Below are 24863 nucleotides of genomic sequence, written 5' to 3' on the forward strand. Positions count from 1 at the left end.
AAGCCCTCCTTTATTTATTATTTATGTTCAGTCTGTGTATGTTCTTTATACACCCGTATTCTTAAAAGATGTCTCTGCATTTTTGCGTTTGCACGTGCGCGTTTTCTCGCGTCCCTCTCCACTTTCAAAATCTCTTCCGCACGTTTTACGCGTTCTTCTGCTCTATGAATATCGATATCTTCCGGACGTTCGGCAGCGTCAGCCACTATAAGCGTCTTCTCACGCGTGTTCAGAATGTAACCGCCGTGAACGGCGAAAAGGAGTCTTTCTCCTTTGCTTTTGATCTCTATTACATCGACCGCCAGCTGTGCAACGATGGGAGCGCGTTGTGGCAAAAAGCCCATCTCTCCAAAAGGTGTCCTGAAAGAAAGATATTCAGCTTCGCCTTCCCATACTTTGGCATAGGGCGTCACAATCGAAACATTCAGGGACATGCGCCTCAGCCTCCGTAGCCGAGTTTCCTGGCTTTTTCTACAGCCTCGTCGATGGTTCCCACCATCATGAAGGCCTGTTCGGGAAGGTCGTCATGTTTTCCGTCGAGGATTTCTTTGAACCCACGAACGGTTTCCTTTATTGGAACATATCTACCCGGTATATTGCTGAAACGCTCGGCAACGAAGAACGGTTGAGTCAGGAACCTCTGAATTCTTCTGGCACGTCTCACGATGAGCTTGTCTTCCTCTGAAAGCTCTTCCATTCCAAGGATGGCTATGATGTCCTGCAAATCTTTATATCTCTGAAGAACCTCCTGAACTCTTCTTGCAACCACATAGTGTTCCATTCCAACGATCTCCGGTGCGAGGTTTTTGGAAGATGAGTCAAGGGGGTCAACCGCCGGATAGAGTCCCTGCTCGGCGATGGATCTTGACAGGTTAACCGTAGCGTCCAGATGGCTGAATGTCGTCGCTGGAGCCGGGTCTGTAAAGTCGTCGGCTGGAACGTAGATGGCCTGAACGGATGTTATAGAACCGTTTTTGGTTGATGTGATTCGTTCCTGAAGCTGCCCCATTTCAGTGGCAAGTGTCGGCTGATAGCCAACGGCAGACGGCATTCTTCCCAGCAATGCCGAAACCTCGGAACCAGCCTGAACGAATCGGAAAATGTTGTCGATAAAGACCAGCACATCCTTTTTCTGGACGTCCCTGAAATATTCCGCCATGGTGATGGCAGAAAGGGCTACCCTGAACCTCGCTCCGGGTGGCTCGTTCATCTGTCCGAATACGAGAGCTGTGTTTCCTATAACCCCTGCCTCCTGCATTTCGAGCCAGAGGTCATTTCCTTCCCTGGTCCTTTCACCGACACCGGCGAATATAGAGAGACCCTTATGCTCAATTGCTATGTTTCTGATAAGCTCCATAACGAGAACGGTTTTGCCGACACCGGCACCCCCGAAAAATCCGATTTTTCCACCCTTGTTGAAGGGAGCAAGGAGATCGATAACCTTTATACCGGTTTCCAGAATCTCAACGTCTGTTTTCTGCTCGGTAACTCCCGGTGGTTCACGATGAATATCCCAGAACTCTTCAGCCTCAACGGGACCTCTTTCATCTATCGGCTCTCCAAGAAGGTTGAACATCCTTCCAAGTATTTTATCTCCAACAGGCACAGCAATCTGCCTGCCGGTATCGATAACCTCCTGGCCCCTTACCAGACCATCTGTGGAGTCAAGGGCTATCGTTCTAACCACGTTGTCTCCAATAACCTGAGCTACCTCAAGTATTATCTTTTTGCCCAGAAATTTATTGTAAACCTCCAGAGCGTTGAGAATATCGGGAAGCTCAGCTCCTTCGAAGCTAACGTCAATTACAGGCCCTATAATAGCAACTATTTTTCCTTTGTTGATACTTTTTTGTTCCTTTTTGTTCTTCTTTTCTTCGGTTTTTTTGGCCACATTCACACCTCCAGATTACCCTTTTAAGGCCTCGGCGCTGTTCACAATTTCGATAATCTCCTGCGTGATGGTTGCCTGTCTTACTTTGTTTCTCTCCAGCGTCAATCTTTCGATCAGTTTTTGGGCATTTTCCGTTGCGCTCTTCATCGCATTTTGTCTGGAGAACAGCTCACCGACTTTTGTTTCGTAGGTGGCCCTCAGGATTTCAGAAATGATCCATGAATTCAGCATTTCAGGGAAAATTACCGATACTTCAGGCTCAAAGTCGTACATATCTTCATCTTTTTCTTCCTCTGCTATCGGCTCCAGAGGCAGAAGCCTCAGGGTTTTGGGTAGCTGAACAATCGGGTTCTTGAATTCGCTGTAAACCACTTTGAATCCCGAAGCGTTTAGCTCTTCTTTGATTGCCAGGACCTCATCGACAATTATTGCGGCTTCATCGACATCGGGAACATCGTAGAAACGCGTAAAAGCCTTTTTAAACAGTTTGTGCTTTTTATAATGCAATTCGGCCTTCAAGCCAACCGTGACTATGGCTTTTATGTTCCCTTTGGATATCTCGATATCCGCATGTCTCAGGATCTCACTGCTGAAAGCCCCACACAATCCCATATCCGTGGAAACGACAAGCAATACATCGCCTTCACCGGGAAATTTAGGGAATGTGTCGAGATTTCTTATAACACGCTTCAGGATTTCTTTCATGCTGTCAGCATAATTCCGTGTATATGCCAGTCCCTTCTCAACTTTCTTCAGCTTAGCACGGGCGACCATCTCCATCGCCCTGGTGATTTGCATCGTTGATTCGGTAGCATCTATTCTCTTTTTTATGGCACGGAGTTTACCTTTGCTCATGATACCACCTTCACGAGACGAACGCCTGACGCACGTCTTCTACCGCCTTTTTCAATCCTGCTTCTATCTCTTCGGTCATATCCTTTTTCTCTCTGATGGCTTTGAGCACGTCGGCATATTTTTGCCTCATGGTTTGCAACAGTTGTTTCTCGAACTGCCTGATCTTATCGGTTGGCAGATCATCCAGGTATCCCCTTGTACCTGCATAAAGAACCGCTATCTGTTCTTCAACCGGCATTGGGGAATACTGTTCCTGCTTCAAGAGCTCCGTGAGTTTTTCACCACGTATGAGCTGCGCCTGCGTGGCTTTGTCCAATTCAGTTGAGAACTGGGCAAAGGCGAGGAGCTCACGGTACTGGGCAAGGTCAAGCCTCAAGCTACCGGCTATCTTTTTCATGGCCTTTATCTGAGCGGAACCGCCGACACGGGATACTGAAAGCCCTACGTTTATAGCAGGTCTGTTACCGGCATAGAAGAGGTTCGGGTCCAGATAAATCTGACCGTCGGTGATGGAAATAACGTTTGTCGGGATATAGGCACTAACGTCGTTTGCCAGGGTCTCAATAATCGGCAACGCCGTTAACGATCCGCCACCGTGTTCCTCGTTGAGCCTTGCCGCTCTCTCCAAAAGTCTCGAATGGAGATAGAAAACATCTCCAGGATACGCTTCACGTCCTGGCGGCCTTCTTAGGAGAAGCGATAGTTCACGATACGCCGCCGCGTGTTTTGAAAGGTCGTCGTAAATAACAAGGGCATCTTTCCCGCTGTACATGAAATACTCACCCATAGCGGCTCCGGCGTAAGGGGCGAGGTAAGCCAATGTTGCAGGATCATTAGCCGTGGCTGCAACGATTGTGGTGTATTCCATTGCGCCGGTCTCTTCGAGTTTATCTATTATCCTGGCCAGGACTGCCGTTTTCTGTCCTATCGCAACGTAAATACAATAAACACCCTGATCTTTCTGGTTTATGATTGTATCGATGGCTATTGCCGTTTTTCCTGTCTGCCTATCTCCGATGATCAGCTCACGCTGACCCCTACCAATAGGAATCATCGCATCGATGGCTTTAATACCCGTTTGCAAAGGCGTATCAACGGGTTTTCTCATAACGACACCGGGCGCTTTGATTTCTACCGGCCGGTGTTCTGAAGCCTCAATGGGACCCTTCCCATCGAGAGGAATCCCGAGTGGATTGACGACCCTGCCGAGAAGCGCTTCACCGGCGGGAACCTCGATGATTCTTCCGGTGCGCTTCACCAGATCGCCTTCCTTTATCTCGCGGTAATCTCCAAGAACAACGATACCAACGTTATCCTCTTCCAGGTTCAACGCGAGGCCGTACTCACCGTTTTCGAACTGGACAAGTTCGTTGGACATTACTCCTTTAAGGCCGTAGGCACGCGCAATACCATCTCCAACCTGGATAATCCGCCCGGCCTCAAAATAATCTATTTCCCGGTCGGAACGCTTCAATTGCTCTTCAATTATCTTCGTTATCTCTGAAGGACTGATCTTCACTTAACCACCTCCAAAAAGTGGCTGCCATTCTTATTTAAGCCCATACTCTAAACGTTTTAGCCTTCCAGAAGCACTCAAATCAAGGACTCTATCCTGAAAATGTACCACCATTCCCGCTATCAGCTCCGGCTTGATCTGGATCTGGAATAATGGTCTCATCCCCGATTCTCTCTCTATGAACTCCTCAAGGAGCTTCAACTCTTCGTTCGATAGTGCAACGGCAGTTTCCACAAGGACCTTTATCTTGCTACGGGACTCATCTAAGATCTGTTCGTAAGCGTTTGTAATGGTGGGCAGATACAGCAATCTTTTCTTTTCAACCAGAATAACCACGAAGTTTTTGAATATCTCAGGAACGTCTTCCAGAAACTCAAGAATCAATTTCACAGCCTCAGAGCGCGGAAACGTCGGATCCTGAAGGAATTCCCGGGCTTTCTTATCAGAGAACATCTCGCTGGAGGCTTTCAGAAGCTCAAGTATCCCGTCCCTTTCAGATTCATCTGTCATCAGGAACAACGCCTTCGCGTATTTATAAGCGACAGTCAGTGAACGTTTCACTTCTCATCACCTAAACTCCTGAGAATCCTCTGAGCGTACTGCCTCTTCATGGCTTCATCCATCTCTTTACCAAGAAACTTAGCGGCAATTTCAACCGCCGTTGTAATGACCGTTGCCTGAAGCTGTTTCAACGCTTTTTCCTTTTCCTGTGCGATCTGCGCTTCGGCTGATTCCATGATCCTGACCGCTTCTCTCTGTGCGTTCTCTTTGGCTGTTTTTATTATTTCTTCGGCTTGTCTCTCAGCATTAGCAATGATTTCCTGAGACTTTTTCCGGGCGTTTTCCATCTCTATGCGGTATTTTTCCCGATAGGCTTCTGCCTCTTTCCTCAGCTTTTCAGCTTCAGTTAGTTCTGACTTTATCATGTTCTGCCTTTCTTCGATGATGTCGAAGAACTTATCAAAAAGCAGTTTTTTCAACACAAAGAGAAGCACAAGAAAATTCAAAAGCTGTATGAGTGATGTCAGGTTGAGTTCTATCATGCCTTAAACCCCCTTTTCGGTGGGGACTCTTCGTTAGCCCACCAAAAGGATCATAAACGCTATAACAAGTGAATAAAGACCGGTAGATTCGGTAACAGCCATGGCGAGAAGCATTCTCGTCGTGAGCGTACCTATCATCTCGGGCTGTCTGGACATGGCTTCCATAGCCTTCGCACCGATGTTACCTTCACCGATACCCGGCCCGATAGCACCAATACCCATTGCAAGACCAGCACCTATAAACTTTCCGAGCTGAACCAAAGCATTTCCGAGTTCCATCTAACACTACCTCCTTTATCAACAATTGTAATCGATCACTCTAACAGGGCCCCTATATACGCTATCGCGAGAATAGTAAACACAAGCGCCTGAATAGATCCCACGAACATACCGAAAAATCCCCACAGGAATGTCGGCAAAATGAGGTATTTTACAAGATAACTTATGATGAGCACCAGAAGACCTCCGCCCATTATATTTCCAAAAAGCCTCAAGGAATGGGATACCGGTTTGGCCAGTTCACCAACAATGTTCATGGGGAACATGATTGGATTTGGCTCAAAAAAGCTCTTCAACCATGTGGTAAAACCTTTTGCCTTTATCGCGAAAGCGTGGCTGATTATCAATACCAGAACCGCAAAGGTGGCATTGGTATTGAGATCCGATGTGGGTGTGTACCAAGTGTCCTCAAAAAGGGTTATCTTTATCCCTGAATCCGTCGGTACCACCTGAACTCCCGGAATACCACTGAGGATATTTGCGATCAGAATAAAAAGAAACAGCGTCGCTGCAATGTTGAATGTGGGCCTGACGAATTCTTTCTTTGGGATCGCGTCTTTTGTCATATCTAAAATGAATTCCAGCGCAAGTTCGAGAAGAGTTTGTTTCTTTCCAGGGATCACCTTGAAAACTTTCACAGTTGAAACAAATATGATCAATCCGGCCATTATAACCCAGGTCATTATAACCGTCATGGGGTTGATCCTGCTCAAAGGACCTGTTCCGAAGGGGAGCTGGTAAATCCAGCGTTCACCCACTCCCTCAAGGGAAAAGGTGTACCCGGTGGCAACCATATATATCAACACCGCTATATATCCCAGCGCTATAAACGTCAGAAAAATCTTGTCACCCTTTGTCAGCTGAATTCTCACTTAACCACCTCCCGAAAAGGAAAAGCGATATTTTCAAATTCAAGAAACCAATTGCTGCTCCCACAAAGAAGAATCTACCATAAAAAGTCGCTGTCCACAAAGCAACAGCAGCCAAACCATATCTTATCAAAAAGCCGTACCTTGAAAACCTTTCTTTTCTACACATAAGGTAAACATCTCTCGTCATCAACCAGAACATTAAAACGGCAAAAAAAGAACCATACAAAATGCCTGGAGCCATTTGTGATTTAAATAACAAACTTACTCCGGTTTCAATTATCGCCAGAATACTTATCGCTATCGTTTCTTTTAGTGCTATCTTTGTTAAGTCTTTCATACTTTTCGGCTTCCTTCATCAGATATCTTATCCCCTGATATATTCCGGAGATTGTCCCAAGAAACAAAAAGATTACCAGCCATATCTTGTTATGAAAAAGATATTTATCTGTCAAATAGCCTAGCAATCCACCGACAAGGATGTTGGAGATTACAACGATTCCAAATTGAAATACCATGTTTATAGCGTTTAATTGTCTGAAATCGATCCTTTTCTTTTTCACCACGCCCACCTCTGGAGTTATTTACCCCAGTAACTGTTAACTGCCACATCTACCTCAAGCGGAACCTTCAGTTCAACGACCCCGGACATACCCCTGGTGAGTATATCACAAACTCTGTCAACCTCTGTTGCGGGAGCTTCAAAAACCAGTTCATCGTGCACCTGCAAAATTGGGAAAGCTTCCAATCCCTCTTCCTTAACCATCTTATGTATCTTGATCATGGCAAGCTTCATGATATCCGCCGCCGTTCCCTGAATCGGGGTGTTGATCGCAATTCTTTCCCCTTCCTGGATCTTCATCTTGTTACGCGTCCTGAAGTGAGGTATCTCCCTTTTTCTACCGAACAACGTCCTCACGTATCCCTTTTCTTTGGCTTCGTGTATAACTTCATTTATGAACTTCCTGACCCCCGGATAAGCGTTGAAATAATTCGATATCATATTCTCAGCTATGTGGGTTTTTATCTTGAGTCTTCTTGCAAGACCGTAAGGAGATATCCCGTAAATAATCGAAAAGTTAACCATCTTTCCGACCTGTCTCATCTCCGGTGTCACATCTTTAACAGAAACTCCGTACAAACGTGACGCGGTAAGGGCATGCACGTCTTCGCCGTTTTTGAATGCCGAAATCAATCTTTCGTCCTCGCTGAAGTGCGCCAGTACCCTGAGTTCAATCTGGGAATAATCGGCACTTATGATCTTCCAATCACTCTTCTGAGGGACAACACATTTTCTGATTTCCTTGCCCTCTTCACCCTTTATCGGTAAATTCTGCATGTTGGGATTACTGCTTGAAAGACGGCCTGTACCGGTTCCCGTCTGGTGATAACTGGCGTGAATCCTTCCCGTAACCGGGTTTACAAGGGTCGGAAGCGTATCGAGATACGTGGATTTGAGTTTCTGGTACTTCCTGTAATCCAGGAGTTTCTGAATAATAGGATGCTCATTCACAAGCTCTTCTAGAACAGCTGCGCTCGTAGAATAAGCGCCATGCTTGGTCTTTTTCGGCGGATTCAATCCGAGTTTCTCAAAAAGTATCTTTGAAACCTGAGTGGGAGAATTTGGATTAAAAGGCTCACCAGCAAGTTCAAAGAGTTCTTCTCTTATCTTCCCGAGTCTCTTCTCGTATTCTTCTGAAAGATTTTTCAAAGATTCCACGTTCATGTACACGCCGTTGAGTTCGAGTTCCGCCAAAACGGGTATGAGTTCCATCTCGATTTTATGGAAAATGTTGTCGAGATCAGATTCATATAATTTCTTAGAAAGCACCCGATAGAGCCTGAGCGCTATATCGGCGTCTTCGACAGAGTATTTTGCAGCTTCCTCAACGGAAACTTTTTCAAACTGATCTTTCAATTGATTCTTATTCATCAGCTCGCTAAAAGAAGTGGTGCGATATCCCAGGAACTTCAAAGCCAGGTCATCAAGGTTGAAACGTCTTGAATCCGGGTTCAAAAGATAAGCTGCAATCATTGTATCGAAATGAGGCACAACTGGTTCTATACCATGCTTTTCGAGTATTTCGTAATCGAATTTTAGGTTCTGGCCGACGATCTTCGTGCCGGAATCTTCCAGAAGTTCTTTGAGTCTCAGAAGAACCTGTTTTTCGTCTGCCTGCCAATCGCTGCTTTCGTGATTAACAGGAATATAAAAACCCTCTCCATCCTTTATCGCTACAGAGATACCGACAATCTTCGCTTCGTGAGGGTCAAGGGAGCTGGTTTCGAGATCAATCGAAATCACATCGCTACCTTTGAGGGTTTCAAAGAGCTCATCGAGCTCTTGCTGGGAGCTTACCGGCCTGTAACCATTGTCTTCGTTATTATCAGAGCCCAAGTTGGTAAGATCGAATTCTCTTAAAAGCGAGGCAAATTCCAGCTTCAGGAAAAGTTCTCTGAGTTTTTCTTTGTCCAATCCTCTGTATCTGAGCTCTTCAAGTTCTATGTGTAAATCCGCATCCGTAACCAGGCGAACGAGCTTTTTCGACATCTCCAGCGCTTTTTTGCCGTCCATCAGCTTCTTTCTGAGCCCGGGGCTCAGTTTACGGATATTCTTGTATATCTCATCAATGGAGCCGTACTCTTTCAATAACTTCAATGCCGTTTTTATTCCAATACCCGGAACACCGGGAATATTGTCAGAGGTATCACCACAAAGTGATAGCAGTTCGTATATCTTTTCCGGCGGAAGCCCAAACTTTTCTTCAACCTTCCTCCTGTCGTATTCCTCCAGATCGGTAAGCCCCGAAACAAAGCGCAGAACTTTGACTTTTTCATCCACGAGCTGGAGGATATCCTTATCGCCAGATACTATAACTATCTCATCGAACTTATCCCTGTATTTCGTAACGGCAGTGGCAATTATATCGTCGGCTTCAAGGGTGGCCACGGAATGAAATTTTATTCCAAAGCCTTCTACAAGGTCTGGAATATATTTGAGTTGTGCTACGAGGGCATCCGGCATCTCTGCGCGAGTCGCTTTATATCCTTCGAAGAGATCGTGGCGGTGTGTGGCTTCTTTGCGATCAAAGGCAAATAGTGCGTAGTCTCCTTCAGCAATGTAGTTTTTGATGAATCTGGAAAGCATTCTCGCGGTGCCGTAAACCGCGTTGGTGGGTTCTCCTTTGGAGTTTGTCAGAGAAACATCTATCGCGAAGTATGCCCTGTAAACAATGGCCGTTCCGTCAAAAAGAAAAAGCCTGTTAGCCATTTTCAATCCTCTCCTTCCAGTTCATCGAGGAGAGCAACCGCGCGTCTGAAATGGGGTATAACTATCGAACCTCCCACTACAAGCGCGACGTTAAAGGCTTCCATAAACTCATCCCTGGTGACTCCAAGGGATTTACACTGCAGAATGTGGTATGTAATGCAGTCATCACACCTCAATACCATGGACGCAACAAGCCCAAGCAATTCTTTCGTTTTGGAGTCAAGGGCACCTTCTCTATACACGGCTGAATCGAGTGAAAAGAATCTCTTCGTGTTTATATCGCCCGTCTCCAGGATCCTTTTGTTCATTTTTTTCCTAAATTTCCTGAACTTCTCAATCTCACCCACGAAGCAACCCCCTCTAAAGGTTCAGTCTGAAAAGAGCGACCGCATTTGCGCAAAGAATATCAGCACAGGTCTCAACTGAAAGACCCTTCAACTCGGAAATCTTTTCCACAACAAAACGGACATAATACGGTTCATTTCTCTTTCCCCTGTGCGGCTGCGGCGGAAGGTAGGGACAGTCCGTTTCCGGTACAAAGGTCTCTATCGGCAAAACCTTTACAATCTCTCTGAGTCCTTTGTTTTTTGGATAGGTTAGCGGTCCCCCTATGCCGAGCTTAAATCCAAGTTCTTTGAATCTGAGCGCGTCTTCCTGCGTGCCTGAAAAGGCATGGATAACGCCTGTGAGTTTTCCTTCGAACTCTCTCAATATTTCATAGGCATCGTAATAAGCATCCCTGACGTGAACGATCACCGGCATATCAAGTTCCTGTGCAAGCAAAAGCTGTTCGCGAAAAACCTTCCTCTGAACATCTTTGGGCGATAAATCCCGATAAAAATCCAGGCCGATCTCGCCTAAGGCCACTACCTTCTTTTCAGCAGCCAATTCCTTCAGTATATCTATGTAATCAGAAGGCACTTCATCACTATCATGCGGATGAACCCCAACAGATGCAAAGATATGACGGTTGGCTTTCGCAAGTTCGACTGCTGCTTTGGAATCGTCCATATTCGTACCCACTTCTATGGTAAAAACAATCTTTCCTGAATCTATCTCTTCAAGGATTCGTTTCCGGTCTCTGTTGAAATGGGGAAAATTCAGATGGGCGTGCGTATCGCAGATTTTGAGCTCACGCGTTTGCCCTGATGTGTACGATGTCTCCGTCATGTATGATCTCATCCCTTCCTACGAGTTTAACAAGCCCCTTATTTTTGGCTTCGTGCATATCTCCAATCTCTATGAAGGTCTGGTAGGGAATGACCTCCGCACGGATGAAGTTTTTGGCAAGATCCGTGTGTATCTTCCCCGCAGCTTCCCTGGCGGTTGATCCTTTCTTTATGGTCCAGGCACGGACTTCATCCTCACCAACAGTCAAAAAGGACATCAAGCCGATATGCTCGTAAACAACCCTTGAAAGCCTTTGTATCCCGCTTTCCTTTATACCAAGCTCTTCCATGAAGGCTTCTTTTTCCTCATCTTCAAGTTCGTTGATTTCCATCTCTATCTTCCCGGAGAGTTCCATGTAGGCAAACCCGTTCTCTTCGCAGGTGGCTTTTATATCCTCTTTGCCGTCATAGTTTCCTTCTGTGAACTGTTCATCATCGGTGTTGGCCACTATGATCAGCGGCTTGGCAGTGAATAGAGAAAGCGAGCCAAGAAGCTTGAGAATATCCGCTTCCAGACCCAGTTGTGAAACAAATTTCTCTTCCTCGAGTGCGTTTTTTATCTCTCCCAGAACCTCGAGCTCCTTTTCTTCTTCCTTTGTCAATTTCTTTTTCTTTAAGCTTTCGTTGAGCCGTTCGATCTTGTTCTCTACCACTTCCATATCCCTAAGCAAAAGCTCCGTGATGATCGCATCAAGCTGTTGTTTTGGAGTTTCAGCTCCAACAGGCCATGGAACGGTGGGATCTCTAAAGGTTCGAACCACAGCCAGCAAAGCATCTGCATTCTGTATGAACTGGAAGATACGATTCTTCTCCTTGCGGTTTGCGGATGGATCGAAGCTGGGGATATCGATGAAGCTCAGGGTAGCGTATGTTGTCTTCTTTGGTTTGAATATCTCTGAAAGCTTTGCAACCCGTTCATCGTATATTTTTGCAACACCTGTGTGGGATTCTGTTCTATGTGAACCGGAGGTATCCACTCCTGTCAGAAGAGAAAAAATCGTCGTTTTACCACTCAAAGGTAAACCGAAAATACCGATTTCCATAAAATTGCCTCCCTCGTTTTAGTACCGAATAGACATACACTTATATATTACCAGAATTGGCGATTTTACAAAAGACGGGAGCGATTACGTTGCTGAAGTGCGGAGCTACCCTCCGGACGCTTCCAGAGGCTGTCAGCTGATAGAGCGACGGAAAAAAACCGTTGTGGGTTGTACGTAAAAAACGAGAAACCGAGATCCGGGAACCGATAGCTGCTGCGCAGCCGAGGCTTGCAACGCTGTCAGCTGGTAGAGCGACGCTTGCGAGGCTGAGGCTTGCGGACGCTGATGAAAAGCCAAGAATCGAGAGTCCGAGAGTCCGAGAACCGAGAGGGCCGCTGCGTGGCGGATACGAATCCCTTCGGGATTGACCCGAACTCCTTCGGAGTTGTCCCGAACCACTCCGTGGTTGTTCCGAACCGCAAGCGGTTGAAAAAAGCAGTCATTCTGGAGATGTTCTATCCAGAATCTCGTTTTCTTAAGTACGAGATCCTGAATCAAGTTCAGGATGCCAGGTAAAGAAAATGGGGACAGTCCACTACGGTACTGTCCCCATTTTCTCAACTTCGTGAGTGTCAGCCATTCCCAGCGTCTTTCTCATTAGCATACTACATTCCTGCTGCATAGCAGCCCTTCGGTTCTTGTTTACTTACATCTATATTTTCCCGTTATGATGGTATAATATAACTGAATTAATACCATAACGGGGTGATAAGATGGAATTGTTTGATATCCTGTTATCGATGAATCTCTGGTGGCGGGGTACTAAGATAGAAGTTCCTGAAATAAAAAGAGATACTTACGATGAAGTTCAAGAACTTTATAACACTTCTAAAACCATGATTTGCATTCAGGGATTGAGAAGGGTTGGAAAATCTACGTTGATCTTTCAGTTCATAAATGAACTCCTTACAAATGGGGCGGACCCGGAGGATATTTTATACATCTCCTTAGATGATCCAAGACTTATCAGTTTTGATTTTCCGATAATCGAAGCTTATGAACTATGGTTAAAAAGGTTCGGTAGAAGAAAGGCATACCTTTTCGTGGATGAAGCTCATTTTTCCAGAAACTTCGATCTTCAGTTAAAAAGAATCTACGACAACTATGGTCCGAAGATCGTATTCACAGGTTCCGCATCCCTTTTCTTAAAGAAAGGGATATCCGAAAGCCTTGCAGGCCGGGTTATCTCGGTTCCAATGAATCCATTGTCATTCAGAGAATTTCTGAGGTTTAAGAACCTGAAAGTAGAAAGTTTCGTTTCCCTTGAAGAAGCTATTGATAATGCTTATAAGTTGCCTCTGGAGATATACAGCCTATTCCACGAATACCTGCTCATCGGAGGATTCCCTGAAACTCTAACCTTAAAACCCGAAATGGCGAAAAGGTATTTGCGCGAAACATACGTTGAAAGAGTTCTTCTAAAGGACATTCCAACAATCTTTGGAAACGTGGATAGTCTAAAACTCCTATCTACTTTCGCAATACTTGCTGAAAGCACGGGAAACAAAATAAATTTCACTGAAGTCTCCAGTTCTCTCCGCCTGAAGATCGATACCGTAATAAAATACTCGGATTATATAAAGGCTTCCGGGCTGGTACATTTTATTCAGCGTATGAGTAAATCGGTAAGAGCACGTCGAAACATAATGCCAAAGGTGTATCTGGCACATCCGTCAATAGCAGGAGCCTTCAGCGAAATCAGGCTGAATGAAGGAGTTTTAGTGGAAAATGCAGTCGAAAATCATTTAAAAGCGGATAAATATTATTGGGAAGGAAAACGGGAAGTGGATTTTGTCGTAAACGGAATACCTATCGAAGTAAAGTTCTCAAACAAGCCAGAAACCGCTCTTAAAAATCTGCAGGAGCTCTCCAGATACTTAGATTTCAAAAGAGCCATCGTGGTCACCAGGGACATCTTAAAAAAAGAAAATTCGAATGATAAAGAGATTTTCTTCATACCAGCAGCGGTGTTTCTCCTTAGTGAGGTTCGGTAAGCACGATAGTGCGTGGGTAAGCCCAGCTGCGCTGCGAAGTGCTGGACCACGTCCAGGAGGCTTGCAACGCTGTCAGCTGGTAGAGCGACGTTCGAAGACTGAGGCTTGCAGACGCTGTCAAATAAAGCGACACGAACCGCAAGCGGTTGTCGCGAACTCCTGCGGAGTTGTTCCGAACCACTTCGTGGTTGTCTCGAACCGCTTCGCGGCTGAAAAAACTGTCATTCTGGAGATGTCCTATCCAGAATCTGCTCTATGTACCCTTTCGTCAACGGCGTAGCCGCTCCAAGCATCAATCAGCGGAGCTGATTCCAGCATCAATCGCCAAAAGTGATTCCAAGCGTCATTGCCAGGGGCAATCCAAGCATCTGCGTACGCTTTCTGCACTTCAGACGAGATCCTGAATTAAGTTCAGCATGACGGGTTATGGATGTTTATATTGAACAGTAAAGTAGGGGCACAGCATGCTGTGCCCTTTAATAGGATTTACAAAGGGCAGAACATGTTCTGCCCCTACGATAAAGAACAGCTATTCATTACAGCCTAACAATTATGGCTTGCCATCTGAGAAAATGGGGATAGTCCGCTACGATACTACCCCATTTTTTAGATTTGTTAATCTTAAAAACGCATATCGCTTTTTATTGATTCTATTTGCTTTCTTAATTCTGGAAGATCATTTTTTATAATAGCCCACACAATATCAAAGTTAACTCCGAAATAATCATGGATTAGCTTGTCTCGGGTACCTGCTATTTCTTTCCATGGAATCCGGGAATATTTTTGCCGGATATGAAGTGGAATCTTTTTTGCCGCTTCCCCGATAATTTCTATATTTCTCACAACAGCATCCTGCGTTTTAAGATCATTTAGAAATTCATTGTACGTCAGATTGTCTATGTAGTTCATTATTCTGTTTATTGCTTCAATAATATCTTCAATCAGTTCTGTAGGGGTTCTTTCAGACATAGGTAAGCGTCCTTTCTATATCCTCTTTTACCTTACGGTTTCTTATCGTTTTTAGACCGATCGGGGTAATTAGATCAACTTTTTTACCAAGGGCGTTTTCCAGAAACTCCGCTAATTCCATAAACTTTAAACCCGGAACTTTATCAAATTCAACATAAATATCTATGTCGCTGTCTTTCGTCTGAGATCCTTTTGAGAAAGAGCCAAACACGGCTATTTTACTCACGCCAAATCTATCTCTAAGCTCCGGCAGTAACTCTTTCAACACATTAATAATTGCACCAAGATCTTTCATAATATCACCTCTAAATGATTATATCACTACACTTTAATTATGCACGAATGATGCTGGCGGAACTTCGTTCTGGACGCTTACAGAGGCTGTCCGCTGCAGGGCAGCGGGAGCGAACTCCTGGTAAGAATCGAGAGTCCGAGAACCGAGAGGACCGCTGTGCGGCTGGTGAGCACGCTGCGCGTGGGTAAGCCCGGCTGCGCTGGGGTTGCGAACTGCTTCGCAGTGATAAACACCGTTGTGGGTTGTCGGTTGTAGGTTGTGCGTAAAATCGAGAAGCCGAGAGTCGATAGGGCCGCTATGCGGCAGATATGAATCCCTTCGGGATTGTCACGAACTCCTGCGGAGTTGTTTCGAACCACTACGTGGTTGTTCCGAACCGCAAGCGGTTGAAAAAAGCAGTCATTCTGGAAATGTTTTATCCAGAATCTCGTTTTCTTAAGTACGAGATCCTGAATCAAGTTCAGGATGACAGCTTCTGTTTATAAAGGGCGATGCCGGACACAGCGTCTGCAAGCATCTATTATTTCCTCACTCCGGAGGAGTGCTCACCCCTGACGTAGTCAGGATTACCCCCAGCGCAGCTGGACTCACCCACGCGAAGCGTGCTTACCCGCTGCAAAAAGTAATTTTCTCGCCTTCTCGGATCTCGGTGACCTGTTCTCGGGGTTTATCTATTCTCCAATCACCAACATCTATTCTCAAATTATTGCCTCTTCTCGTGATAAAATTCTTTCAGGAGGTATTTTGATGAACAAAGTATATGTGGTCATTGATACTGAAACCACGGGACCCTCTCCTTTGAGAGGAGATCGTATTATTGAAATCGCCGCTATTCCCATTTATAGAGGCAAGATGTTCGTTGACCTCGCCTTTCATTCACTGGTAAATCCACAGATCAGGATTCCAGCTTATATTTCCGGGATACATGGTCTCAAGAATGAGGATGTAACAAGTGAACCCACTATAAGCGATGTTTTCCCGAGATTCAAGGAATATCTTGGCAATGCAATTATTGTCGGTCACAGTATTGAGGTGGATATGAAGTTCTTTGACATCGCATGTAAGGAAATAGGAACGTTTCCACTTTCTAATCAGTATATAGATACCCTTAAGATAGCAAAGGATTTGTTCAAGGAAGGGTCGTACAGCCTTGCCGAACTTGCAAAAAGGTTGAAGATCAAGGATGCGCCAACCCATAGAGCTCTTGATGATGCGAGGGTTACTGGAAAGGTTTTTCTGGCAATGGTGAAAAAGCTCGGTGGGTTTTCAAGCATTCGCAAATATGTGAAGCGCTGGAGGGGATAGGTATGGTCAAGAACTTCATTCTCGATACGAACGTTCTGGTACATGATCCATATTGTATTGAAAAATTCGAGGATAACAACGTGATTATTCCGTTTCCTGTTCTTGAAGAGATAGACAAGTTGAAAAGTAAACCCGGAACCCTTGGCCAGAGTGCAAGAAAGGTCAACAGGATATTGGATTCTTACAGAGAAAAGGGAAGCCTTACCGGTGGAATTACACTTCCATCTGGAGGCAAGTTGAAGGTTCTGGTTTTCAATGAGTTTCACGTGGAATTGCCACCTTTTTTGGAACATAATTACAAGGACAACGCCATACTTCTTTACACTCTGGAATTGAAAAAGAGAAACAAGGTACCTGTCGTGCTCGTGAGTAAGGATATAAATCTCAGGGTTAAGGCCGATGTGGTGGGAATACCAGCACAGGATTATCTTGCGGATAAGGTTAGCCTGGACGAAGGGTTATCTGGAATATTGAAGATAAACGATGATATCTTGCGCAAACGTTTCCTGGAAACAGGAGAACTGCCGGCTAAAGAGTTAGCAGACGATGAGATATATCCAAATCTTTTCATAGATTTTGGCGAAGACGTTTTTGGACGTGTTGCGCCCGATGGTAAGAAAATCGTCAAACTAAAAGTCAACATGGAAACTTCATGCTGGGGGATTCAGCCGCGCAATGTTGAACAGATGCTGGTAATGGAACTTCTTCTTGATGATAGAATAAAACTGGTAACAATTCCAGGTATGGCCGGAACCGGTAAAACACTTTTGTCATTAGCAGCGGGGCTCAGGAAGGTGCTTGACGAAAAGGTTTATGACCGGCTTCTGGTCGCGCGACCTTTGATTCCTATGGGAAAAGATATAGGATATCTTCCCGGTTCAAGGGAAGATAAGGTTCGCCCGTGGATGCAGCCAATTTATGATAACCTTTTCCTGTTGTTCACAAATCGTCATCAGGACCTTGATACATTTCTTAAACGAGGCGAGAAATTAGAAATTGAGATTCTCAGTTATATTCGCGGACGTTCTATCCCGAATCAGTTAATGATTATCGACGAAGCTCAAAACCTCACTCCGCACGAGGTAAAAACTATAATCACCAGAGTTGGCGAGGATACGAAAATCATTCTGACGGGTGATCCTTATCAAATCGATAATATTTATCTCGATACAAGCAGTTGTGGGCTGGTTTATGCGGCGTCCAGATTCAAGAAACATCCACTGGCTGGATGCGTTACCTTAACAAAAGGTGAGAGATCCGTCCTTGCCAGCGCAGCGGCAGAACTGCTGTAAGATAATGGAGAGGTGAAACATGACGAACACACAGGAATATGATCTCTATTTAAAGATAGCCAAACCGGATATTCATGTTCTCTGTTATATAGTGGAAGCTGAGGACAATCTTATGAACATCAGGCACGTAACTGAAGACGGTTTTTTGAAAATAATCGTTCCCGGCGATTTACTCAAAGATGCCCTGAACTTTCTTGAAAGCATAGGCAACTATATAGATCTGGAAGTGGTGGAAATACGTGAAAATCCTGGACATACTTAGGTTACCGCTACCTAAGGAAAGAGCGAAAAGTGTTCGCGATATAGACTACGACAAGCTCATAAATAAGGGGTATAATACGTTCCTCTTCGATTATGACAATACGATCGCTGTATGGCGATCGACCTTTGATATGAGGAACGAAAGTTTGTTTAACTCTCTTTTGAACAAAGGTGTCAAGGTAGCAGTTGTAACCAATGCTCCTGCCAACAGAGTTCAACATATTACAAAGATATTCGGGCACAAAGTTAAAATATATCATTCAATGAAAAAGCCCGGTACAAAAGAAATGCAGAGAGTGTTAAAGGAACTAAGATCCGCTCCAGAGAAAACGGTCATTATTGGCGACTTGTTTTTGACGGACGTTATAGCCGGGAATCGTATCGGCATGTATACGATTTTGGTTCGTCCTGCTATTAACAAAAATGCGGCTCTTTATAAAAAAATCGCAGCCTTCCTTACAATGGCCAGTTATGTAACGTTCTTTTATACGGTTGGGTGGTTTGTCAGGACTATTGATTTGCTGACCCCACACGTCTTTCACAAACGTGTTGAAGATATAAATTTCGAGCAATTGAAAGATGCCGGTTACGAGCTGGTGGTATTCGATTTCGACAACACTCTTCAGCCCTGGAACTCCAACTCGCTTTCTCACGAAAGAGAGCTTTTTATAAAGCGTATACAGCTTCTAGGGTTCAAGGTAGTAATTGTCTCTAACGGTTCAAAAAGACGTTTGAAAGACATATCACAATCTCTTTCAGGAGTAAAGATTCTCCCGGAAGCGAGAAAACCCTATCCCGGAAAGGTAAGACGGTTGTTGAAATCGCTGGATATTTTGCCGCATAAAACCGTTGTTGTTGGTGATCAATTGTTTACGGATGTTCTAATGGGGAATCTTCTCGGAGCTTTTACCATCAAGGTAGTTCCTCTCTCTAATAAGGAATTCTTCTGGACACGAATCATGAGAAAACTGGAAGCAGTTGTGTTGAAGATTATAGAGTCCAGTGCGGAACTGAAGGAGATTGATAAATGAAGTGTAAAGGCTGTGGAGTGGAAATACAGACGTTTAACGATGATGTACCCGGATATATTCCGGCAGACGTTCTCGAAAGAAGGCAAAAAGAGGGTAAAGAGATACTTTGTCAGCGTTGTTTCCATCTCAAGCATTATGGAAAGTTCAAAAAGGAAAAGAAAGGTGTAAAATCTCTCGATAGCTTGAAGAAATACCTGCACCTCGCTAAAAATGTTATTTATGTGATAGATATTTTCGATTTCGATGGAACCTACAGAGAGGAAATAGTCGAACTTTTGAAAGAACACAATGTTTATTATGTTATAAACAAGGTGGATCTGGTTCCCAAAGAAGTTGCTCCACCGGAAATAAAAAAATGGGCTCGAGACAGGTTAAAGGTACAATCAACTCGTGTAAAACTACTGTCAGCAAAAGTTGGAAGAGGTGTATCAGGTTTCGTTAAATTTTTAAAGAGCAAAAAAGACAGGCGGTTTCTCGTTGTTGGTGTGACAAATGTCGGAAAGTCGTCGGTACTGAATGCCCTCACCGGTGAAGGCCAACTCACCGCCAGTAAATATCCTGGAACGACTCTTGAGCTTGTTCAGTTAAAAAACGAGGATACAGGCCTGACACTGATAGACACTCCCGGAATTTTCACAAATGATCGGGTTACCGATCTCCTCGATCCATGGTGCCAGGCAAAGATTATGCCACAAAAGAAATTGACAGTAACAACCATTAACGCCAAGAAAGACAGGACTGTCTTTTTCAGCAGCTTCGTTTCTATTACTGTCAAAGGTTATAAAGGAAGACGATCGCCCATATTCCATATACTTACCTCTGAAAATGTGGTTGTTCATGAAACCAACCCGGAAAAAGCTGAAGAGCGCTGGTCTGAGTGGTTTGGTCGGTTTCTCGTTCCCCCCTGTGGAAATAGCGGGTTTGATAATTATAAATTTGAAAACCATCAACTGAGACTGGAAGCCGGGCAGGAAATCCATATTTGTGGTCTCGGCTGGGTCAACGTAGCACGTGGGCCGGCTGAATTTACACTGAAACTCCCCGAGAGTGTAAAATGGGTTGTTAGGGATGCGCTTATTGGTCCATATAAATTCAAAAAATGAAGCTGGAGGTGTTTCTGTGAAACTCAAAAAACTTCCGATCAAAGCTGGTGTTTCTAACAGACACGTTCATCTGTCTCAGGAGCATCTGGAAATTCTCTTTGGAAAAGGTTATGAATTAACGCCTATTAAGGATCTTGGACAACCGGGACAGTACGCGGCAAAAGAGAAGGTCATCCTTGTTGGCCCTAAGGGTGCTATCGAAGGTGTAAGAGTCCTCGGACCTGTCAGAAAAGCCACACAGGTTGAAATTTCGAAAACTGACGCTTTCAAACTGGGGGTTAACCCTCCCATAAAGGATTCTGGCGATCATGAGGGTTCTGTTGGACTGACCCTTGTTGGGCCAAAGGGAACGGTAATCCTTGAAAGAGGCGTCATCCTTGCAAAAAGGCACATCCACATGACACCGGAAGAGGCAGAAGCCTTTGGTGTCAAGGATAAAGATATTGTTATGGTTTACTGCGAGGGGACCGGTGGAAGAAAAACCATTTTTGACGACGTTCTTGTAAGGGTCAGTAAATCTTACGCTCTGGAATTTCATGTGGATACTGATGAAGCCAACGCGGCTATGCTGAGTAACAATGACCCTGTGTATATTATAGAGGAGCTGTAAACCTTTGCTTTTTCTCGGAACGAGCGGGTATTCTTTTAAAGATTGGTTAGGAACTGTCTATCCTCCAGATGTGAAACCATCTCAAATGCTTAAGTATTATAAGCATGTATGGCGTTTTAATACCGTTGAGTTGAATTTCACTTATTACAGGCAACCAACGTATAAGACAATTGCAGGTATTTCAAGAAAGATTCCCGGCGAGTTCCTTTTTACAGCAAAAGCTCCTTCAACAGTAACGCACGAGTATTGGAAAGAAGGGAAAAAAGAAGCAGCAAAACAGGATATGGTACGTTTCCTAAGTGCACTTCAACCACTCAAAGATGAAGGTAGATTGGGACCTATTCTTTTCCAGTTTCCTTATGCTTTCAAAGCGACGAAGGAAAGGTTAAGGTATCTGGAATTCATCGCCGAAAAGCTCTCAGGTGAAAATATTCATTACGCTCTGGAATTCCGTAATGATAGCTGGGATGACCCCAAAATCTATGACTATGTTATCGAGCTCGGTTTTACACCGGTTACAGTGGATGAACCACAACTTCCAGGGCTGTTTCCATATCGCCCCATAATGGGAAAGAATCTGGCTTACTTCAGGTTCCACGGGAGGAATCCCAAATGGTTCCGTGCTGAAGGAAGTGCGCGGTATAATTATAATTATTCGGATGATGAGTTGAGACGTTTCGCTCTCGATGTGTTAGAATTTCTTAGAACCGGAGCGGATGTGTTTGTTTTCTTCAACAATTGTTACATGGGCCAGGCAGTACAAAATGCCCTCCGCTTCAGGGAATTGGTAGGAGGTGCATGATAATAGATGACATATTCTGATATTCTAAGCATCGTGTTGCGAATGATAGCTGAGGGAAGCGAACCTCATGAGATTTTTGAGCAGCTTTCCAAATTCGGGCTCAGTTCCAGTGAGATCGATGAGATTTATGACGCGGTTTTAGAAATGGTTGTCAACGGCTATGAAAAAACAGAAATGATCATAGACAACAGTTATGACATAAGAAGAAGGGTTTTCGTTGACGATGAACTCGAAACGCTTAAGATGATGCCCGGATTATTCAAATCCTTCGTGAAAGGTGATATTTCACCCGGAGATTTTGAGAAGTCCTTAAGTGATTTTTCGGTTTTTTGATGTAATAGAAAAAGCGCGGGGTTTTTCCCCGCGCTTTTTATTGCTCTCTCTGAATCCTATATCCATTTAGCCATTGGTAAGAAATGACCATTAGGAAGATTTTCAGGGTTGGGTATTACCCTGATGGTGTAGACCATTTTACCCTCTTCTTCCACTGTGAACTTGCCCGTATAAACATATTCACCATGGACATCCTCTTTTTCGAGTTTCATCGGGTAGGTTTTGAATTTGACTATTTCTCCATCTTCGTTCAGCATGGCAACATATATTTCCACCCGAACTTCTTCCGGTTTCAATTCCCCAAGATACACGTTGGCTGTCAGCGAAATTTCGCTTCCAACTCTCAAACTGTCCCCTGAGCTGGGCCTGAGAAGATTTGGTTTTATTCTTATGTAGCCCCAGTTTTGAAGGAGCCGTTGGTGCCATCTTGCTATCTCTAAGGCCTTTTTGAAAGAATCAGCGTTCATGAATTCATAGTATTCGACACCCTTTAGGTAGAGATTTTCTATGTAGTCTATAAGCATCCTGTGGCTGTTAAAATTGAGGGCTACGGACTTTATGGAGTTTTTCATTTTCTTGACCCACTCTCGAGGAATACCATTTTCATCTCTTTTGTAATAAAGCGGGATGATTTCCTTTTCGAGGGTACTATAGATAGAAACGCTGTCTATACGGTCCTGAAGTTCGTTATCGTCGTAATCTCTGTTATCCCCAATTGTCCAGCCGTTTTCGCCGTTGTAACCTTCGACCCACCATCCATCCATAACACTGAAATTTATGACGCCATTCATAGCAGCTTTCTGGCCACTGGTACCGCTTGCTTCGTGAGGTCTTCGGGGGTTGTTCATCCAGACATCGACGCCAGAAATCATATGACGGGCAATATTCATATCGTAGTTTTCGAGTATGATTATTCTATTCTTGAATTCCGGCATCCTTGACAACTGGTATAACTGACGTATGAGTTCTTTCCCGGGCTCATCAGCTGGATGGGCTTTACCTGCAAAGACAAATTGTACCGGGCGTTCGTTATCTGTGAGTATCATCTTTAATCTTTCGATATCTTTCAAAATGAGGGTAGCTCTCTTATATGTGGCGAATCTCCTTGCGAAGCCTATCGTAAGAATCTTTTCAGGTAGGAGTTTATCGACTTCCATCAGTTCTTCTATTGTTTCTCCGCACCTCAAACGCTGTCGTCTTATACGGCCCTGAAGGAATACTTTCATTCTTTCCTTTAGTTTCATATGAACTTCCCAGAGTTCTTCGTCAGGAACCTTATCGACATATTCCCATATCTCAGAATCCGTTATCTTCTCTTCCCAGCCTTTCGGGAAATACTTATCGAAGAGTTTCTTGAGGTCGCGGTTCAACCACGTCCACATGTGAACACCATTCGTCACGTGAGTTATGGGCACTTCAACGGCAGGATACTCCGGAAATACATGGCTCCACAATTTTCTGGAAACCTCTCCGTGGAGTTTGCTGACACCGTTTGCCAGACTTGATAATCTCAGGGCAAGAACGGTCATGCTGAATTGCTGATGGCCCCCAACACCTCTTTCGAGACCAAGGTCTATGAATTCCTGTCTTGAAGCATTCAGTTTTGGCCAGAATTCTGAGAAGTATTTGTCTATGAGGCTCAGGTCAAAGACATCGTTACCGGCGGGGACAGGTGTATGCGTTGTGAAAATGTTGGTGGCGCGGGTCAATTCTATGGCTGTTCTAAAGTCGAGCTTTTTGCCCTGAACATACTCTCTGATCCTTTCCAATGCAAGAAAGGCAGCATGCCCTTCGTTCATGTGCCATACCTTCGGATTGTAACCGAGCATCCTGAGAGCCCTGACACCACCAATTCCGAGGACGAGTTCCTGCTGAATTCGCGTCTCGCGATTTCCGCCGTAAAGCTGGGCTGTAATCTTTCTGTCTTCGGGATCGTTCATGGGAACATCCGTATCAAGAAGCAGAAGGACTGAACGCCCAACCATCGCTTTCCAGACCTTTGCCCAGACCTTTCTTCCGGGAAATTCAATGTTTACATAAATCTCTTCACCTTTTTCATTCGTTGCGGATACTACCGGAAAGTCGGAAAAATCATAACTGGGAAATTCAGAATGCTGCCAGCCTGTTTTGTCTATGGTTTGCACAAAGTAACCATGACGATACAACAAACCAACCCCAACGATGTTAAGTCCAAGATCGCTGGCGGTTTTCAGGTGGTCTCCTGCAAGGATCCCCAGCCCCCCAGAATAGATAGGGAAAGATTCGTGAAGGCCGTATTCAGCACAAAAATACGCTACAAGCTCGTTTTTTCTGTCGGGGTGATTTTTGTCCATCCATGTATTGCTGTTGTTCATATACGCATCGAATTCTGCAACAACTTCGGCATATTCTTTTAGAAACTTTTCGTTCTTTGCAAGCTCGTTGAGTTTCTGCTGGTTAATTCGCCTTATGAGTTTTACTGGACTTCTCTTTACCTCGTACCAGAGTTCTGAATCCATCGAACGGAAAAGAGCTTCTACTTTCGGGTTCCACGTCCACCATAGATTGTAAGCAAGTTCCTCGAGACGTTTCAATTTCTCGGGAAGCTTTGGAACCACAGTGATTTTTTCCAGGAAGTACATCTCTACTCCTCCTCCCAATCAGGTGAAAAAGGGCGTCCGCTTATGATTATAACGTATATTTGTATAGAATTCCACGTCTATTTGCCTCTGAAGGGGAAATTTCACGAAATATCGGCTCAAATGGGGGATTTTGAATATCGCTGCTTCGCAGCGGAAACGAATCCCTTCGGGATTGAAACGACCGGCCGCGCCGGTGATACGTACTCCTGATAAGAATCGAGAGTCCGAGAGTCCGAGAACCGAGAGGGCCGTTGCGTGGCGGATACGAATCCCTTCGGGATTGACCCGAACTCCTTCGGAGTTGTCTCGAA

General features: G+C 44.6%; 27 protein-coding genes. 10 read left to right on the forward strand and 17 right to left on the reverse strand.

Annotated elements, in window-relative coordinates:
• Nucleotides 1-17 precede the first annotated feature (17 nt).
• From atpC to KOLE_RS01170, 14 genes are all read right to left on the reverse strand, one after another.
• Complete coding sequence (gene atpC, locus KOLE_RS01105) at nt 18-434, reverse strand: ATP synthase F1 subunit epsilon (RefSeq protein ID WP_012744729.1); 417 nt, start codon at nt 432-434, stop codon at nt 18-20.
• Between the two features lie 5 nt (nt 435-439).
• Nucleotides 440-1843 (reverse strand): F0F1 ATP synthase subunit beta, encoded by a 1404-nt coding sequence (atpD, locus tag KOLE_RS01110; protein ID WP_041288787.1) that lies wholly within the window; start codon nt 1841-1843, stop codon nt 440-442.
• A gap of 63 nt (nt 1844-1906) precedes the next feature.
• Nucleotides 1907-2746 (reverse strand): ATP synthase F1 subunit gamma, encoded by an 840-nt coding sequence (gene atpG / locus KOLE_RS01115; protein ID WP_012744731.1) that lies wholly within the window; start codon nt 2744-2746, stop codon nt 1907-1909.
• 10 nt (nt 2747-2756) lie between these two features.
• Nucleotides 2757-4265 (reverse strand): F0F1 ATP synthase subunit alpha, encoded by a 1509-nt coding sequence (gene atpA / locus KOLE_RS01120; protein WP_012744732.1) that lies wholly within the window; start codon nt 4263-4265, stop codon nt 2757-2759.
• A gap of 30 nt (nt 4266-4295) precedes the next feature.
• Nucleotides 4296-4823: an ATP synthase F1 subunit delta gene (gene atpH, locus KOLE_RS01125; RefSeq protein WP_012744733.1), complete on the reverse strand. Its 528-nt coding sequence runs from the start codon at nt 4821-4823 to the stop codon at nt 4296-4298.
• Entirely contained in the window at nt 4820-5305 is a 486-nt protein-coding gene (atpF, locus tag KOLE_RS01130; protein ID WP_012744734.1) for a F0F1 ATP synthase subunit B, read from the reverse strand. Before atpF ends, atpH begins: the two co-directional genes overlap by 4 nt.
• Before the next feature lie 33 nt (nt 5306-5338).
• The gene (locus KOLE_RS01135) at nt 5339-5584 is read right to left on the reverse strand and encodes a F0F1 ATP synthase subunit C (protein WP_012744735.1); all 246 of its coding nucleotides are present in this window, start codon (nt 5582-5584) and stop codon (nt 5339-5341) included.
• Nucleotides 5585-5619: 35 nt separating this feature from the next.
• Nucleotides 5620-6456, reverse strand: a complete 837-nt coding sequence (gene atpB, locus KOLE_RS01140) for a F0F1 ATP synthase subunit A (RefSeq protein WP_012744736.1) — start codon at nt 6454-6456, stop codon at nt 5620-5622.
• A complete protein-coding gene (locus KOLE_RS01145) occupies nt 6431-6793 on the reverse strand; it encodes an ATP synthase subunit I (protein ID WP_148207961.1) in 363 nt (120 codons plus the stop codon). Before KOLE_RS01145 ends, atpB begins: the two co-directional genes overlap by 26 nt.
• Entirely contained in the window at nt 6729-7016 is a 288-nt protein-coding gene (locus KOLE_RS01150; RefSeq protein ID WP_012744737.1) for an AtpZ/AtpI family protein, read from the reverse strand. The genes KOLE_RS01145 and KOLE_RS01150 overlap by 65 nt, the downstream gene beginning before the upstream one ends.
• A gap of 17 nt (nt 7017-7033) precedes the next feature.
• Complete coding sequence (polA, locus tag KOLE_RS01155) at nt 7034-9724, reverse strand: DNA polymerase I (protein WP_012744738.1); 2691 nt, start codon at nt 9722-9724, stop codon at nt 7034-7036.
• Nucleotides 9725-9726: 2 nt separating this feature from the next.
• Complete coding sequence (locus tag KOLE_RS01160) at nt 9727-10032, reverse strand: carboxymuconolactone decarboxylase family protein (protein WP_083763223.1); 306 nt, start codon at nt 10030-10032, stop codon at nt 9727-9729.
• 52 nt (nt 10033-10084) lie between these two features.
• Nucleotides 10085-10894: a TatD family hydrolase gene (locus KOLE_RS01165; RefSeq protein WP_049753226.1), complete on the reverse strand. Its 810-nt coding sequence runs from the start codon at nt 10892-10894 to the stop codon at nt 10085-10087.
• A complete protein-coding gene (locus KOLE_RS01170) occupies nt 10857-11936 on the reverse strand; it encodes a DUF933 domain-containing protein (protein WP_012744741.1) in 1080 nt (359 codons plus the stop codon). Before KOLE_RS01170 ends, KOLE_RS01165 begins: the two co-directional genes overlap by 38 nt.
• A 339-nt stretch (nt 11937-12275) precedes the next feature.
• Here KOLE_RS01170 and KOLE_RS11550 point away from each other — a divergent pair, with 339 nt between their 5' ends.
• Complete coding sequence (locus KOLE_RS11550; RefSeq protein ID WP_012744742.1) at nt 12276-12452, forward strand: hypothetical protein; 177 nt, start codon at nt 12276-12278, stop codon at nt 12450-12452.
• A gap of 197 nt (nt 12453-12649) precedes the next feature.
• Complete coding sequence (locus KOLE_RS01175; protein WP_012744743.1) at nt 12650-13930, forward strand: ATP-binding protein; 1281 nt, start codon at nt 12650-12652, stop codon at nt 13928-13930.
• Between the two features lie 621 nt (nt 13931-14551).
• Here the strand turns inward: KOLE_RS01175 and KOLE_RS01180 are convergent.
• Both KOLE_RS01180 and KOLE_RS01185 read right to left on the reverse strand, forming a co-directional pair.
• A complete protein-coding gene (locus KOLE_RS01180; protein ID WP_012744744.1) occupies nt 14552-14899 on the reverse strand; it encodes a HepT-like ribonuclease domain-containing protein in 348 nt (115 codons plus the stop codon).
• Nucleotides 14892-15194 carry a nucleotidyltransferase family protein gene (locus tag KOLE_RS01185; protein WP_012744745.1) on the reverse strand — a complete coding sequence of 101 codons (303 nt, stop codon included), beginning with the start codon at nt 15192-15194 and terminating at the stop codon, nt 14892-14894. The genes KOLE_RS01180 and KOLE_RS01185 overlap by 8 nt, the downstream gene beginning before the upstream one ends.
• A gap of 747 nt (nt 15195-15941) precedes the next feature.
• Between KOLE_RS01185 and KOLE_RS01190 the strand changes: the two genes are divergently transcribed.
• The 8 genes from KOLE_RS01190 to KOLE_RS01225 are packed head-to-tail and all read left to right on the forward strand — an operon-like array spanning nt 15942 to nt 21931.
• Entirely contained in the window at nt 15942-16499 is a 558-nt protein-coding gene (locus tag KOLE_RS01190; protein ID WP_012744746.1) for a 3'-5' exonuclease, read from the forward strand.
• Nucleotides 16500-16501: 2 nt separating this feature from the next.
• Nucleotides 16502-17791 (forward strand): PhoH family protein, encoded by a 1290-nt coding sequence (locus KOLE_RS01195; protein ID WP_012744747.1) that lies wholly within the window; start codon nt 16502-16504, stop codon nt 17789-17791.
• A gap of 19 nt (nt 17792-17810) precedes the next feature.
• Entirely contained in the window at nt 17811-18053 is a 243-nt protein-coding gene (locus tag KOLE_RS01200) for a DUF4911 domain-containing protein (protein ID WP_012744748.1), read from the forward strand.
• Nucleotides 18031-19083: a YqeG family HAD IIIA-type phosphatase gene (locus tag KOLE_RS11000; protein WP_012744749.1), complete on the forward strand. Its 1053-nt coding sequence runs from the start codon at nt 18031-18033 to the stop codon at nt 19081-19083. Before KOLE_RS01200 ends, KOLE_RS11000 begins: the two co-directional genes overlap by 23 nt.
• Nucleotides 19080-20186: a GTPase gene (locus KOLE_RS01210; protein WP_012744750.1), complete on the forward strand. Its 1107-nt coding sequence runs from the start codon at nt 19080-19082 to the stop codon at nt 20184-20186. Before KOLE_RS11000 ends, KOLE_RS01210 begins: the two co-directional genes overlap by 4 nt.
• Nucleotides 20152-20796, forward strand: a complete 645-nt coding sequence (gene pduL / locus KOLE_RS01215) for a phosphate propanoyltransferase (RefSeq protein WP_049753227.1) — start codon at nt 20152-20154, stop codon at nt 20794-20796. The genes KOLE_RS01210 and pduL overlap by 35 nt, the downstream gene beginning before the upstream one ends.
• 4 nt (nt 20797-20800) lie before the next feature.
• Nucleotides 20801-21598 (forward strand): DUF72 domain-containing protein, encoded by a 798-nt coding sequence (locus tag KOLE_RS01220; RefSeq protein WP_012744752.1) that lies wholly within the window; start codon nt 20801-20803, stop codon nt 21596-21598.
• A gap of 6 nt (nt 21599-21604) precedes the next feature.
• The gene (locus tag KOLE_RS01225; protein WP_012744753.1) at nt 21605-21931 is read left to right on the forward strand and encodes a hypothetical protein; all 327 of its coding nucleotides are present in this window, start codon (nt 21605-21607) and stop codon (nt 21929-21931) included.
• A gap of 56 nt (nt 21932-21987) precedes the next feature.
• Here the strand turns inward: KOLE_RS01225 and glgP are convergent, their stop codons facing one another.
• Nucleotides 21988-24552: an alpha-glucan family phosphorylase gene (glgP, locus tag KOLE_RS01230; RefSeq protein WP_012744754.1), complete on the reverse strand. Its 2565-nt coding sequence runs from the start codon at nt 24550-24552 to the stop codon at nt 21988-21990.
• Between the last annotated feature and the right edge of the window lie 311 nt (nt 24553-24863).

The sequence above is a fragment of the Kosmotoga olearia TBF 19.5.1 genome, assembly GCF_000023325.1.
In the GTDB taxonomy this organism is placed as follows: Bacteria; Thermotogota; Thermotogae; order Petrotogales; family Kosmotogaceae; genus Kosmotoga; species Kosmotoga olearia.

Coding starts and splice junctions, on each gene's coding strand:
- pduL (WP_049753227.1), top strand. CDS start 20,152: ATGCGCTTATTGGTCCATATAAATTCAAAAAATGAAGCTGGAGGTGTT.
- KOLE_RS01170 (WP_012744741.1), bottom strand. CDS start 11,936: ATGGAAATCGGTATTTTCGGTTTACCTTTGAGTGGTAAAACGACGATT.
- KOLE_RS01135 (WP_012744735.1), bottom strand. CDS start 5,584: ATGGAACTCGGAAATGCTTTGGTTCAGCTCGGAAAGTTTATAGGTGCT.
- KOLE_RS01195 (WP_012744747.1), top strand. CDS start 16,502: ATGGTCAAGAACTTCATTCTCGATACGAACGTTCTGGTACATGATCCA.
- KOLE_RS01175 (WP_012744743.1), top strand. CDS start 12,650: ATGGAATTGTTTGATATCCTGTTATCGATGAATCTCTGGTGGCGGGGT.
- polA (WP_012744738.1), bottom strand. CDS start 9,724: ATGGCTAACAGGCTTTTTCTTTTTGACGGAACGGCCATTGTTTACAGG.
- KOLE_RS01145 (WP_148207961.1), bottom strand. CDS start 6,793: ATGAAAGACTTAACAAAGATAGCACTAAAAGAAACGATAGCGATAAGT.
- atpC (WP_012744729.1), bottom strand. CDS start 434: ATGTCCCTGAATGTTTCGATTGTGACGCCCTATGCCAAAGTATGGGAA.
- atpF (WP_012744734.1), bottom strand. CDS start 5,305: ATGATAGAACTCAACCTGACATCACTCATACAGCTTTTGAATTTTCTT.
- KOLE_RS01160 (WP_083763223.1), bottom strand. CDS start 10,032: ATGAACAAAAGGATCCTGGAGACGGGCGATATAAACACGAAGAGATTC.
- atpG (WP_012744731.1), bottom strand. CDS start 2,746: ATGAGCAAAGGTAAACTCCGTGCCATAAAAAAGAGAATAGATGCTACC.
- KOLE_RS01165 (WP_049753226.1), bottom strand. CDS start 10,894: ATGACGGAGACATCGTACACATCAGGGCAAACGCGTGAGCTCAAAATC.
- KOLE_RS01210 (WP_012744750.1), top strand. CDS start 19,080: ATGAAGTGTAAAGGCTGTGGAGTGGAAATACAGACGTTTAACGATGAT.
- KOLE_RS01225 (WP_012744753.1), top strand. CDS start 21,605: ATGACATATTCTGATATTCTAAGCATCGTGTTGCGAATGATAGCTGAG.
- KOLE_RS01200 (WP_012744748.1), top strand. CDS start 17,811: ATGACGAACACACAGGAATATGATCTCTATTTAAAGATAGCCAAACCG.
- KOLE_RS01190 (WP_012744746.1), top strand. CDS start 15,942: ATGAACAAAGTATATGTGGTCATTGATACTGAAACCACGGGACCCTCT.
- glgP (WP_012744754.1), bottom strand. CDS start 24,552: ATGTACTTCCTGGAAAAAATCACTGTGGTTCCAAAGCTTCCCGAGAAA.
- KOLE_RS01185 (WP_012744745.1), bottom strand. CDS start 15,194: ATGAAAGATCTTGGTGCAATTATTAATGTGTTGAAAGAGTTACTGCCG.
- KOLE_RS01180 (WP_012744744.1), bottom strand. CDS start 14,899: ATGTCTGAAAGAACCCCTACAGAACTGATTGAAGATATTATTGAAGCA.